Source organism: Pseudomonas sp. R3-57 (assembly GCF_051132065.1).
In the GTDB taxonomy this organism is placed as follows: domain Bacteria; phylum Pseudomonadota; class Gammaproteobacteria; order Pseudomonadales; family Pseudomonadaceae; genus Aquipseudomonas.
Window position 1 is genome coordinate 1646012 of record NZ_CP071655.1, and the last position, 11018, is coordinate 1657029.

The 11018-nt window shown below is 61.7% G+C and carries 12 protein-coding genes; 5 read left to right on the forward strand and 7 right to left on the reverse strand.

All coding sequences use genetic code 11. The features are described 5' to 3' along the window. Positions 1-89: 89 nt before the first annotated feature. Genes J3P93_RS07505 through arsC form a run of 3 tightly spaced genes read right to left on the reverse strand, consistent with a single transcriptional unit; the run spans position 90 to position 1463 of the window. Positions 90-515 carry a DUF2069 domain-containing protein gene (locus tag J3P93_RS07505; RefSeq protein ID WP_434596240.1) on the reverse strand — a complete coding sequence of 142 codons (426 nt, stop codon included), beginning with the start codon at positions 513-515 and terminating at the stop codon, positions 90-92. 1 nt (position 516) lies between these two features. Next, positions 517-1113, reverse strand: coding sequence for an NAD(P)H:quinone oxidoreductase (gene wrbA / locus J3P93_RS07510; protein ID WP_090285324.1), 597 nt, complete (start codon positions 1111-1113; stop codon positions 517-519). After that, positions 1110-1463: an arsenate reductase (glutaredoxin) gene (gene arsC, locus J3P93_RS07515; RefSeq protein WP_434596244.1), complete on the reverse strand. Its 354-nt coding sequence runs from the start codon at positions 1461-1463 to the stop codon at positions 1110-1112. Before arsC ends, wrbA begins: the two co-directional genes overlap by 4 nt. Before the next feature lie 113 nt (positions 1464-1576). Here arsC and J3P93_RS07520 point away from each other — a divergent pair, with 113 nt between their 5' ends. Further along, positions 1577-2044: a TlpA disulfide reductase family protein gene (locus J3P93_RS07520; RefSeq protein ID WP_434596247.1), complete on the forward strand. Its 468-nt coding sequence runs from the start codon at positions 1577-1579 to the stop codon at positions 2042-2044. A gap of 149 nt (positions 2045-2193) precedes the next feature. Here the strand turns inward: J3P93_RS07520 and J3P93_RS07525 are convergent, their stop codons facing one another. Both J3P93_RS07525 and J3P93_RS07530 read right to left on the reverse strand, forming a co-directional pair. Further along, complete coding sequence (locus tag J3P93_RS07525; protein ID WP_090285318.1) at positions 2194-2598, reverse strand: META domain-containing protein; 405 nt, start codon at positions 2596-2598, stop codon at positions 2194-2196. Next, positions 2598-3032 carry a hypothetical protein gene (locus J3P93_RS07530; protein WP_434596251.1) on the reverse strand — a complete coding sequence of 145 codons (435 nt, stop codon included), beginning with the start codon at positions 3030-3032 and terminating at the stop codon, positions 2598-2600. Before J3P93_RS07530 ends, J3P93_RS07525 begins: the two co-directional genes overlap by 1 nt. Before the next feature lie 133 nt (positions 3033-3165). On the opposite strand from J3P93_RS07530, the gene J3P93_RS07535 reads away from it, so the two are divergent. Beyond that, complete coding sequence (locus J3P93_RS07535) at positions 3166-3618, forward strand: hypothetical protein (protein WP_434596254.1); 453 nt, start codon at positions 3166-3168, stop codon at positions 3616-3618. A gap of 9 nt (positions 3619-3627) precedes the next feature. On the opposite strand, the gene J3P93_RS07540 is transcribed toward J3P93_RS07535, so the two are convergent. Both J3P93_RS07540 and J3P93_RS07545 read right to left on the reverse strand, forming a co-directional pair. After that, on the reverse strand, positions 3628-4617 hold the full coding sequence (locus J3P93_RS07540) for a 2-hydroxyacid dehydrogenase (protein WP_434596256.1): 990 nt from the start codon (positions 4615-4617) through the stop codon (positions 3628-3630). An 81-nt stretch (positions 4618-4698) separates the two neighbouring features. Beyond that, a complete protein-coding gene (locus J3P93_RS07545; protein ID WP_434598315.1) occupies positions 4699-7452 on the reverse strand; it encodes a response regulator in 2754 nt (917 codons plus the stop codon). A gap of 219 nt (positions 7453-7671) precedes the next feature. On the opposite strand from J3P93_RS07545, the gene J3P93_RS07550 reads away from it, so the two are divergent. The 3 genes from J3P93_RS07550 to J3P93_RS07560 all read left to right on the forward strand — a co-directional run bounded on the left by J3P93_RS07550 (position 7672) and on the right by J3P93_RS07560 (position 11015). Continuing rightward, positions 7672-8394, forward strand: coding sequence for a response regulator transcription factor (locus tag J3P93_RS07550; RefSeq protein ID WP_434596259.1), 723 nt, complete (start codon positions 7672-7674; stop codon positions 8392-8394). After that, positions 8381-9805, forward strand: coding sequence for a histidine kinase sensor domain-containing protein (locus J3P93_RS07555; protein ID WP_434596262.1), 1425 nt, complete (start codon positions 8381-8383; stop codon positions 9803-9805). The genes J3P93_RS07550 and J3P93_RS07555 overlap by 14 nt, the downstream gene beginning before the upstream one ends. 184 nt (positions 9806-9989) lie before the next feature. Next, entirely contained in the window at positions 9990-11015 is a 1026-nt protein-coding gene (locus tag J3P93_RS07560; RefSeq protein ID WP_434596264.1) for a PDDEXK nuclease domain-containing protein, read from the forward strand. Positions 11016-11018 lie beyond the last annotated feature (3 nt).

Here is an 11018-nt window from a genome sequence, read left to right on the forward strand (position 1 = left end):
CTTGCCAATCGCCAGCAGGCTGGCTCCCACACTGGATTTGTGGCGTTCACAGACCCTGTGGGAGCTAGCCTGCTAGCGATAGCGGTCTTTCAGGCGACGGCGATTGCGCCTTCGCCCGCCAGCTTGCGATTGAGCTGATAACGCCAGCGCACATACAGCAGCGCCGAGCAGAACACTGCCAGGCTTGCGGCCATTTCCAGCACACCAAACCACTGCCGGTTCGGGTCATACGCCGCCAGTGCGCCTTTGATGAAATACAGATTCACCACAAAACACATCCATGAATGTCCACGGGCGCTGCCCATGATCATCGCCGGTGCCAGCACCAGCCATGGGATCAGTTCGACCAGCAGAATCACCCACGGGCGCGCGCCATGCAGGTCGGCGAACCACAGGTAATACGCCGCGAGCAGGCCGGCGAGGGCGAAGAAGCTCAGCAGGCTGAGCACCCGCATCGCCTTCACCCGCGGCTCCAGCCACTCGATTGAGGGCAGGATCTTCGGCTTCCTGGTCATCTCAGCCCACCAGTTTCTGTGCGGTTTTCGCCAGACGCAGACCGAGGGCGCGGCACAGCGCGACTTCATGCTGATCGAGGCCGCTTTTACCATCGGCGCCGGCATGATGGCTGGCACCGTAAGGCGTACCGCCGCCCTCGGTTTCCAGCAGCGCCGATTCGCTGTACGGCAGGCCGGTGATCAGCATGCCGTGGTGCAACAGCGGCAGCATCATCGACAGCAGGGTGGTTTCCTGACCGCCGTGCAGGCTGGCGGTGGAGGTGAACACACCGGCCGGTTTGCCGACCAGAGCGCCGGTCAGCCAGAGGTTGCTGGTGCCGTCGAGAAAATATTTCAGCGGGGCGGCCATGTTGCCGAATCGCGTCGGGCTGCCCAGTGCCAGACCGGCGCAGTTTTTCAGGTCATCGAGCGTCGCGTAGAGCGCGCCTTCTGCGGGGATGTCCGGAGCGACGGCTTCGCACTCGGTGGAAATCGCCGGCACCGTGCGCAGTCGGGCCTCAAGTCCAGCCTGTTCGACGCCACGGGCGATCTGCCGGGCCATCTCGTTGGTCGAACCGCTGCGGCTGTAATACAGGACCAGAATGTACGGTGCGCTCACGGCAGCAACTCCAGAATTTTTTCCGGTGGACGGCCGATGACCGCTTTGTCGCCGACTTCGAGAATCGGCCGTTCCATCAGTTTCGGATGCGCGGCGATGGCGTCGATCAACTGCGCTTCGCTGAGGCTTTCATTCGCGAGCTGAAGCATTTTGTATTCATCTTCCCCGCTGCGCAGCAACTGCCGTGCGCTGATCCCGAGCTTGCCGAGCAGCGCCTTGATTTGCGTGGCATCCAGCGGGGTTTCGAGGTAGCGCACCACGGTTGGCGTCAGGCCGCGGGCTTCGAGCAGTTCCAGGGCGCCGCGGGATTTCGAGCAGCGCGGATTGTGATAAAGCGTCAGATCGGTCATGGCGGGTCGCTTCTGGCGTAAAGTGGCGGCTATTCTAACTGTGCAGCGCGCAATCCAGAACCGTCAGAGGCGATGGGTCGCAGGCGCCTTCGAATTTTCTCAAGGAACACGACATGACACGGCGATTGGCAGCGGCATTGACGGTAATCGGGGCGTTGATGCTGGGGGGCTGCGGCAATGATTACGGGATTGACCAGAACGGCCAGAAAGTCGCGTCCGAGCGTCTCGACAAACACTGGGTGGTGCTCAACTACTGGGCCGAATGGTGCGGCCCGTGCCGCACGGAGATTCCTGAACTCAATCACCTGGCCGACGAACTGAAGAGCAAGAACGTCGGTGTGTTCGGGGTCAACTTCGACAACGTGCAAGGCGCGGAGCTGAAAGAAGCCAGCGAGAAACTCGGCATCAGGTTCACCGTGCTGGCGCAGGATCCGGCAGAGCTGTTTGAATTGCCGCGCAGCGAGGCGTTGCCGGTGACTTACATCATCGACGACAAGGGCAAGGTGCGCGAGCAGTTGCTCGGTGAGCAGACGGCGGCGGGGGTGATGGCCAGACTCGAGGCGTTGCAGGCGAACAAATAGGCGGTCTTTCGACAGGATCGTTCCCACGCTCTGCGTGGGAATGCCGCCCGGGACGCTCCGCGTCCCTGTGACGCAGAGCGTCACTTGATGCATTCCCACGCAGGAGCGTGGGAACGATCGTTACAGCGATCGCGATCAGCTAATGAGGCTCAACCCTCTTCCAGCCACCAGCGCAACGGCTTGCCCTCGGCCGGCCAGAAACGCATCTGCTCGATCGGCGAGATGTCCCAGCGTTCGACCTTTTCCAGCGCCTGCAAAAACCGTTGTTCCTGCTCCATCAACGCTGGGGCGCAGAGTTTGCGGGTCTTGCCGATCTTGCCGAACGACAGCTTGTCGCCTTCGAGCGTGTACGGCGCGAACCAATGGTTGCAGCCGCCGTTGCCGTAGGCGCGGCCATCGTCGCCGAGGGTCACGGTCAGATGGCTGTAATCCATCAGCGGCCGCTCGCCGATCCATTCCAGAATGTAGCTGCGGTTATGCTGCAGCTGCACAGGCTCGGCGGCGCAGCCCGCGAGACCGACACCGACCAGAGCGGCCAGGGCAAAGCGTTTCATCAAGCGGGCTCCTGGCATTTCGGGCACAGGTGCTTGTCGCCCACGGCTTGCCAGCCCAGCTCGGCGATGCGCGCGGTGGCGGCCGGTTTTTCAGCGGTCTTGCCGAGTTTGGCGTCGACCGCGAATTCAAAACTCAGCTCTTTGCCGCAGCTGTCGCAGTTGACCTGCCAGGTGTGGATCGCCAGTTCACCGAACAGCGGGCCGGTGGTCATCGCGGTCCATTGGCCCGGCGGGTTGATCAGGTGGCGGACGGTGTCGACGGTCAGGCGCATGGATAGATCCTTGCTGCCTTTGAGGGTCACCAGCAGGACATCACCGATGCGGATCGAGCCACCGTTGCCGGTGACCTGATAGCGGCCCGGTACGAGGGCGCGGCATTCGGTGAGGGTGTGTTGCGGGTTCATCAGGGTGTAGCGGAAATCGTGTTCGACCATGGGTCCTCCAAATATGCGCGACATGCTAGCACGGCCCCGATTGCAGAATGATGCGCGCGTGCAACCTTCGATCCGGTTCAAATCGGCCAGCACTCATGGCAAACTGCCGGCCCCGAATCTGAAGGAACGGAACATGGCGCTGATCGAATGTTATGAATGCAAAAAGAGCATCAGCTCCGAAGCGTCGGCCTGCATTCATTGCGGTGCGCCGATCGACGAATACGCCGCAGTGCAAGCGCAGCCTGTAGCCGCGCCGGCCCAGGCGGCGACGATTTCGTTTGGCAGCCTGCCTCGTAACAACAGCGTACCGGAGGCGGCGATTGCCCCCGCGGTGCAACCGCTGCCGAAAGTGATGCCGGCCGCGGCGGGGCGCCGCCGTCGTCAGCAGGCCGAGCAGGCGCTTGAACAGACCGCCAATCCCGACGGCAGCCGCCCGGTGGAGGGCTGGCTGAAGATCATGGTGTTTCTGCTGCCGATGGTCTTCGTCTGGTTTCTGCTGCGCAACGGCCATTCGGCGAAACAGCGGCTGTTCGGTTTCGGCTGGCTGGCTCTGCTGATTCTGGCGTCTTCGCTGTCGCCGAAGTAACGCCTCGGCTCAACCCTCGACCTGGTTCTGTGGCGTGCCTGCCGCCCAGGTCGCGATGTTGTGCAGCGTTGTCGAGGCAATCGCGCCCAGTGCCTCGCGCGTCAAAAAGGCCTGGTGCGCGGTGACGATCACGTTGGGAAACGTCAGCAAGCGTGCCAGCACATCGTCCTGCAAGGGCAGGTCCGAGCGATCCTCGAAAAACAGCTGCGCCTCTTCCTCATACACATCCAGCCCCAGATAACCGAGTTGGCCGTCCTTCAGCGCGTCGATCAGCGCGGGCGTGTCGACCAGACCGCCGCGTCCGGTATTGATCAGCATGGCGCCGGGCTGCATGTGCGCCAGTGAATCGCGGTTGATCAAGTGCTTGCTCTGCTCATTGAGCGGGCAATGCAGGCTGATGATCCGCGACTGCGCGAGCAGTTCCGGCAAGCTCAGATAACGCGCGCCCAAAGCGAGCACATCCGGGTTCGGATACGGGTCATAAGCGAGCAATTCACAGCCGAAGCCGTGCATGATTTTCGCGAAGGTCGCGCCGATCTGCCCGGTGCCGACGATCCCCACGGTTTTGCCGACCAGATCGAAACCGGTCAGGCCATGCAGGCTGAAATCGCCTTCGCGGGTGCGGTTATAGGCGCGGTGCAAGCGTCGATTCAGGGCGAGAATCAGCGCCACCGCGTGTTCGGCGACCGCATGTGGCGAGTACGCCGGCACTCGCACCACGGCCAGTCCGAGGCGTTTGGCGGCGATCAGATCGACATGGTTATAACCCGCCGAACGCAAAGCGATCAGGCGTGTGCCACCGGCGGCCAGACGTTCCAGCACCGCCGCGCTGAGGTCGTCATTGATGAACGCGCAAACCACCTCATGTGCATCGGCCAATGCCACCGTGTCGAGGCTCAGCCGCGCCGGTTGAAAGTGCAGCTCGATGCCTGCCGGGCAGTCGGCGCCAAGGAAACTGTCGCGGTCGTAGGTCTGGCTGCTGAAAACGATGGTGCGCATGCAATCCTCCTTGAACATCGACAGGGTTGAATCATCGACAGCCACTCTAGCGCTGATAGCGCCGCCCGATATTGCCGTGGATCAGGCGCTGATCTTCGCCTGCGCCGCCAATCGGTTGATCGCCCGTTCCAGTTCATCCAGCGCGAGGGTGGCTTTCGGGTCGTCTTGCTTGAGCAGGGTTTCGCTGCGCTGGCAGGCCGCGCGCAATTGCGGGACGCCACAGTAACGGGTGGCGCCGTGCAGGCGATGCACGCGTTCGAGCAGCGCGTTCTGATCGTGGCTGTCGCGAGCGCTGCGGATAGCTTCACGGTCGGCTTCGAGCGAGGCGAGCAACATCGCCAGCATGTCCGCAGCCAGATCGGCCTTGCCGGCGGCCAGACGCAAACCTTCTTCATGATCGAGCACCGGCAGTTCATTGCTGTTCGCCGCGCTGTCGCTGCCGCGCTCCGGCGCTTGATTGCGCAGGGCCAGACCGGTCCATTTCAGCACCACCTGCGCCAGTTGCCGTTCGCTGATCGGCTTGGTCAGGTAATCGTCCATGCCGCTTTGCAGCAGCGCGCGTTTTTCGTTGGCCATGGCGTGGGCGGTGAGGGCGACGATCGGTAGCGGCGTGCTGTGCCGCTCGCTTTCCCATTGGCGGATCGCTTCGGTGCTCTGGCGACCGTCCATACCCGGCATCTGCACATCCATCAGCACCAGATCGAAGGATTCAGTCTGCACCGCTTTGACCGCGGCATAACCGCTTTCCACCGCGAGGACCTTGGCCCCCATGTCCTCAAGCAGCGTTTGCACCAGCAGCAGGTTGGCCGGGTTGTCATCCACGCACAGCACTTTCGGCGCCCGGCTCGACAGCGGTTCGCCCGGCTCATGGCGTGGCTGGCGCGGGTTGACCAGATCGGACAAGGCCCGACGCAACTTGCGCGTGCACGCCGGTTTGGCCTGCAACTGGCTGTGCGGGTTGGGTACCGACAGATGAAACAGCGTCTGCTCGGTGGTCGGGCACAGCACCAGCACTTTGCAGCCGAGGTGTTCGAGGTCCCAGATGTGCTGGTTCAAGCGCTCGGGCAGCATGTCGTTGCTGGTGATGCCGATGACCGCCAGATCGATCGCCTGATCGGTCTGGTGCGCGCCGGTGACGCCGTTGGTCAGGCTCTCGAGGGTATTGAACGGGGTGACATCGAGGCCGCAATCTTCCAGTTGATGCTGCAGGGCCTGACGCGCCAGTTCGTGGTTTTCCAGCACCGCCACGCGGCGCCCGAGCAGCGGCGCGGCGGGCATGTCTTCGGCGTCGTCGCGGGTTTTCGGCAGGCTCAGGCTGATCCAGAATTCCGAGCCTTCGCCCGGCGTGCTGTCGACGCCGATTTCGCCACCCATTTGTTCGATCAGACGCTTGGAGATCACCAGTCCCAAACCGGTCCCGCCGGGCTGGCGCGACAGTGAATTGTCAGCCTGGCTAAAGGCCTGGAACAACGCGCGTACATCCTGATTGGACAGGCCGATCCCGGTGTCCTGAATGCTGATGCGCAGTTGCACGCTGTCTTCGTGTTCGTCTTCCAGCATGGCGCGGGCGACGATGGTGCCTTCGCGGGTGAACTTGATCGCGTTGCTGACCAGGTTGGTGAGGATCTGTTTGAGCCGCAGCGGATCGCCGACCAGCGACAGCGGCGTGTCGCGGTAGACCAGACTGACCAGTTCCAGCTGCTTGGCGTGCGCCGCCGGGGCAAGAATGGTCAGGGTATCCTGGAGCAGGTCGCGCAGGTTGAATGGGATATGATCGAGCACCAGTTTGCCGGCCTCGATTTTCGAAAAATCGAGAATCTCGTTGATGATCCCCAGCAGGCTGTCGGCAGATTTTTCGATGGTGCCCAGATAGTCGAGCTGGCGCGGGGTCAGTTCGCTTTTCTGCAACAAATGCGTGAAGCCGAGAATGCCGTTCAGCGGCGTGCGGATCTCGTGGCTCATGTTGGCGAGAAATTCCGATTTGATCCGGCTCGCCTCCAGCGCCTCTTTGCGCGCCAGGTCCAGTTCGATGTTCTGGATCTCGATGGTTTCCAGATTCTGCCGTACGTCCTCGGTGGCCTGATCGACACTGTGCTGCAATTCTTCGCGGGCGTTCTGCAGGGTCCCGGCCATGCGGTTGATGCCCGAGGCCAGTTCATCCAGCTCCTGACTGCCGAGCGGCGGCAGGCGGGTTTCCAGATGACCATCCTTGAGCTGGGCGACAGCTTGCTTGATCTGCCCGAGCGGGCGGTTGATCGTGCGGCCCATGCGCAACGCCAGCAGCGCCGCGCCGGCCAGCCCGGCGGCAATCAGCAGCAGGCTGGCGAACAGGCTGCGATAGCCGCGCAGCAACATGCCGTTGTGCGACAGCTCCAGCTCGACCCAGCCGAGCAGGCGGTCGGACTCTTCCGGGATCAGCTCGCCGGCGAGGTTGCGGTGCTTGCCGAACACCGGCATCAGATAGCGTGTGGCGTCATTGCCGCTGCGTCGTTGCAATTGCGCGCTGTCGCCGCTTGGCGCCTGATTGAGCATGGTCGGGCCGGCGTGGGCCAGTGGCGAGCGATCCGCGGCGAGAAATGTCACCGCGCGCACGTCGGGTTGTTCCAGCGACTGCGTGGCGATGCGCTCGAGCAGTTCATTGTTGCCGTGGCCCATGGCCGGCGCGACCAGCGGCGCCAGTTGCTCGGCGATCATTTCGCCGCGCTGCATCAATTGGGTCTGCAAGTCGGACTGCTGCGTCCAGGTGAAATACCCGCCCAGCACCAGCGCCATCAGGCTGGTCGGCAACAAGGTCAGCAACAATACCCGACCTTTGATTCCCAGTTTCTTGAGCACGCCTGTCTCCTGCATCCCGCTGATCTGTTGACTCATGCGTGCATCCGGCACGCGACATGGGCGCAGTGTAGCGATTTGCTCGCAGGCAATCTTCGGAAAAATGTGCCAGCGATGGCGAGGCCGGCACAAGCGCGTTGGTCTGATGACCGAACCTGGAGTTGCCGCAAGCCCGGCAATCTTGAATAATCGTGCTCAACTGAGAATTACTTGCAGATACTCATGACTCCTGTTTCCGTTGGCCAGCCACGCATTCTTTCCATCGAAGACGATCCGGTGCTCGGTGCCTACGTGCATGAACATCTGGGCCGCAGCGGCTTTAAGGTGACCTGGTGCCAGAATGGCGAGGAAGGCCTCAACATCGCCAGGGACCAGCCGTTCGACGTGGTGCTGATGGATATCCTCTTGCCGGGCCTGGACGGCTTGAACCTGTTGACGCAATTGCGCCAGAGCCATTCGACCCCGGTGCTGTTGATGTCGGCACTTGGCGCCGAGGCCGATCGCATCAGCGGCTTTCGTCTCGGTGCCGACGACTATTTGCCCAAGCCGTTCAGCATGGCCGAGTTGCATGTGCGTATCGAAGCGATCCTGCGCCGTGTCGCCCTCGATCGCCGTCCGGCGGCGGCTGCGCTGCCGGCAGCAAGCGGGGCGCTGCGCTTCGACGATGAACAGTGCGAGGTGTTTTTCCGCGAGCAAGCCGCCGGGCTGACCCGCAGCGAGTTCCGCTTGCTCGACACCCTCAACCGCAACGAGGAGGAAGTGCTGAGCAAAGCCTTCCTTTATCAGCATGTGCTGCAGCGCGGCTATGCCGCCCATGACCGCAGCCTCGACATGCACATCAGCCAGATCCGCCGCAAACTCAAAGCCATCGGTTACACCGAGCGCGAAGTGCGCACGGTTTGGGGCAAGGGCTACGTATTGAGTGGCGCCGATGAAACGCTCTGAACTGCCAGGGCGGCATTCGCTGTTCTGGAAACTGGCTTTGCTGCTGGTGGCGTTCTGTCTGCTGATGATCTGGCTGAGCTGGTCGTGGGGCCGCTACATGGAAGAGCGTAATCAATTCCTCTCCGACGAGGCGCGCAGCACGCTCAATCGCTATGCCGCCCAAGCGGAGCAGGCGTGGCAGCACGGCGGTCGCCACGGTGTGGATGACTGGCTGCAAAGCATGGAATTGCGCGAGGCCAGTTGGGTCGGCGTGATTGGCGGCAATTTGCAGTCGCTGAGCAGCGAACCGTTGAACGAGGCGGAAGTGCAGCACCTGACCTTTCTGCGCGGCCTCGACTGGCCGATCCACAAAAAGGGCCGGCCGTGGCTGCGTGTGCCGTTTCCCCACGAGCCTGCGGCCGGCATTCTCGTCATCGAATTACCGGAGCGCTTCGTGCCGGGCAAATACCGGGTGTTCTGGCGCGTCATCACCAATGGCGTGATCCCCGGACTGTTCACCTTGTTGCTGTGCGTCGGTCTGTACCGCTTGCTGGTGGTGCCCCTGAACAACCTGCGCGAACAGGCCAACGCCTGGCGCGCCGACCAATTGAATGTGCGCCTGTCGAGCGGCATGACCCAGCGCCCCGACGAACTCGGTGAGCTGGCCCGCGCGTTCGATTCGATGTCCGAACGTCTGCAAACCACCGTCGCCGTGCAACAGCAACTGTTGCGCGATTTATCCCATGAACTGCGCACGCCACTGAGCCGCCTGCGTGTTGCCAGTGAAGGCGAGCAAGGGCTGCCACAGTTGCGCGAACGCATCGGCCGCGAGGTCGACGGCATGCAGCGGCTGGTCGAAGACACTCTGCAACTGGCCTGGCTCGACACCGACCGCACACCGTTACCGGACGAAGCGATCCAGATTCAGGCCCTCTGGGAAATGCTCACCGACAACGCCTGTTACGAAAGCGGCTGGCCGAGCCTGCAGTTGCAATGTTCGGTCGATGCGTCGTGCTGGGTACGCGGCCATCTGAATACCTTGGCGCAAGCGCTGGAGAATATTTTGCGCAATGCCATTCGGCATTCGCCCGAGGGCGGCATCGTCCGGCTCGCTGGCCGGCGTGATGGCGCTTATTGGCATTTGTGGCTGGAAGACCAGGGCGGCGGCGTGGCTGAGGCGGATCTGCAGCGGATCTTTTCGCCGTTCATTCGATTGGACGGCTCGAGACCCGGGGATGGCGGGTTTGGTTTGGGCTTGAGCATCGCGCGCAATGCGGTGCAGCGCCAGGGCGGGTCGCTCTGGGCCGAGAATGCCGGGGCGGGGCTGCGGCTGAATTTGCGCTTGCTGGCGGATGATGATGTCGCCAGTTCTGACGCCTTCGCGAGCAGGCTCGCTCCCACGATGGAGCTGGGTTCGGCGCAGGTTGTGTGAACAACGCGCGTTCCGTGTAGGAGTGAGCCTGCTCGCGATGTAGTCCATCCAGGACCACAATCCTGCTGGGTTGATGGATCGCTCGCCTTTTTCTGTATGACATTTCCCAAGCTGCACCAGCGGTCATTTCAGGCTTCCTGAACGGTTTAGGCTCGTGCTTCACCTAACCTTCAAGGAATTGCGCATGAATGCATCCAGCCTTACCGGCAGCTCAGATGGCGATCGTTTCAATGAAGTGCTCGCGCTGATTCACAGTTCCAGACACAAGGCCATGCAGGCGGTCAATACTCAGCTGATCGAGCTTTATTGGCAGGTGGGGGCGCATATCAGTCTCAAGATCGCGCGGGCGGAGTGGGGGGATTCGGTCATTGCTCAACTGGCCACGCATCTGGCGAAAACCCAGCCGGGGTTACGAGGATTCACCCGCCCAAATCTGTTCCGCATGCGCCAGTTTTATGAAGCGTATCGAGATGATCCAATTGTCTCACCACTGGTGAGACAATTGCCGTGGACTCATAACATGATCATTTTGAGCCAGAGCAAACACCCGGAAGAGCGTGGTTTTTATCTGCGAATGGCCATTCAGCAGAAATGGTCGAAGCGCGAACTGGAGCGCCAGTTCAAAGCAGCGCTGTTTGAGCGAAGCGTCACCGATCCGGCAAAAGCCTCCGCCGCACTTAAACAAGCCCACCCGGCAGCGCTCGAGATCTTCCGCGATTCCTACATGGTCGAATTTCTCGATCTGCCCTCTGCTCATTCTGAAACCGATCTGCACCAAGGGCTGCTGACACGGCTGAAGGATTTCCTCATTGAGCTGGGTCGGGACTTCTGCTTTGTCGGTTCCGAATATCCGCTGCAGGTCGGTGGTCGGGATTTCGCGCTGGACCTTTTGTTTTTCCACCGAGGGCTCAATTGCCTCGTTGCTATAGAGCTGAAGGTCGGGCGTTTCGAACCGGAATACCTCGGCAAGCTGGATTTCTATCTGGAGGCGCTGGATCGCAATGTCCGCAAGCCGCACGAAAACCCAGCGATCGGTGTGCTGCTTAGTGCGAGCAAGGAAGACGAGGTGGTCGAGTACGCTCTCAATCGTAGCCTCTCGCCTGCGCTGATTGCGCAATATCAAACCTGTTTGCCGGATAAGCAGTTGCTGCAAGCCAAGTTGCACGAGTTTTACGCACTGGATACCGCCCACATGGAAAACACTGACTAGCGT

Coding starts and splice junctions, on each gene's coding strand:
- J3P93_RS07530 (WP_434596251.1), bottom strand. CDS start 3,032: ATGGTCGAACACGATTTCCGCTACACCCTGATGAACCCGCAACACACC.
- J3P93_RS07535 (WP_434596254.1), top strand. CDS start 3,166: ATGGCGCTGATCGAATGTTATGAATGCAAAAAGAGCATCAGCTCCGAA.
- J3P93_RS07520 (WP_434596247.1), top strand. CDS start 1,577: ATGACACGGCGATTGGCAGCGGCATTGACGGTAATCGGGGCGTTGATG.
- J3P93_RS07560 (WP_434596264.1), top strand. CDS start 9,990: ATGAATGCATCCAGCCTTACCGGCAGCTCAGATGGCGATCGTTTCAAT.
- J3P93_RS07525 (WP_090285318.1), bottom strand. CDS start 2,598: ATGAAACGCTTTGCCCTGGCCGCTCTGGTCGGTGTCGGTCTCGCGGGC.
- J3P93_RS07555 (WP_434596262.1), top strand. CDS start 8,381: ATGAAACGCTCTGAACTGCCAGGGCGGCATTCGCTGTTCTGGAAACTG.
- J3P93_RS07505 (WP_434596240.1), bottom strand. CDS start 515: ATGACCAGGAAGCCGAAGATCCTGCCCTCAATCGAGTGGCTGGAGCCG.
- J3P93_RS07550 (WP_434596259.1), top strand. CDS start 7,672: ATGACTCCTGTTTCCGTTGGCCAGCCACGCATTCTTTCCATCGAAGAC.
- arsC (WP_434596244.1), bottom strand. CDS start 1,463: ATGACCGATCTGACGCTTTATCACAATCCGCGCTGCTCGAAATCCCGC.
- J3P93_RS07540 (WP_434596256.1), bottom strand. CDS start 4,617: ATGCGCACCATCGTTTTCAGCAGCCAGACCTACGACCGCGACAGTTTC.